Raw genomic sequence first — 556 nt, forward strand, 5'->3', positions numbered from 1 at the left:
GTGCGCGGGTTAAGGACTCGGAAGACGATCGTGACCGCAAAATCCTGGCATTGCTTTATTGCATTAGCCCTTGGATGTATCGGTGGCGTGGGACGCAGTTGCCTATCGAAATGATGATCGCCGAGCCCGGTTCTGGTAAGTCGACGCTGTATCAGTTGCGCCTAAACATTATGTCGGGTGTGGCTAAGCTACGTAACGCACCGAAGGACCTAAGAGATTGGACGGCATCTGTTTCTGGTGCAGGTGGTTTGCATGTCACCGATAACGTACACATGGGAGACAACAGCCTCCGCCAGGAACTCTCAGACGAACTCTGCCGAGTTATAACGGCGCACAACCCAGTTATTGAACGGCGTAAGCTCTATTCGGATAATGACGTTGTAGAGACACCTGTCAAGTGTGTGTTTGCAGTGACCGCAATTAAGCAGCCGTTCAGCAATGCAGACATCATTCAGCGTTCGATCATTACCCATCTCTATAAGGGACAGGAAGAGATCGAATATGACGTCAACTGGGAAGACACGCAGCTAGAGCGGTTTGGTGGCCGTGAGGGTTG

The 556-nt window shown here is 51.4% G+C and carries 1 protein-coding gene; it reads left to right on the forward strand.

The window, feature by feature from the left end:
* Positions 1–556 (forward strand): hypothetical protein (locus VJI94_RS07935; RefSeq protein WP_324008954.1); only part of this gene is annotated, 556 nt, incomplete at both ends.

It is taken from the genome of Parvimonas sp. D9, assembly GCF_035282565.1.
Taxonomy (GTDB): Bacteria; Bacillota; Clostridia; order Tissierellales; family Peptoniphilaceae; genus Parvimonas; species Parvimonas micra.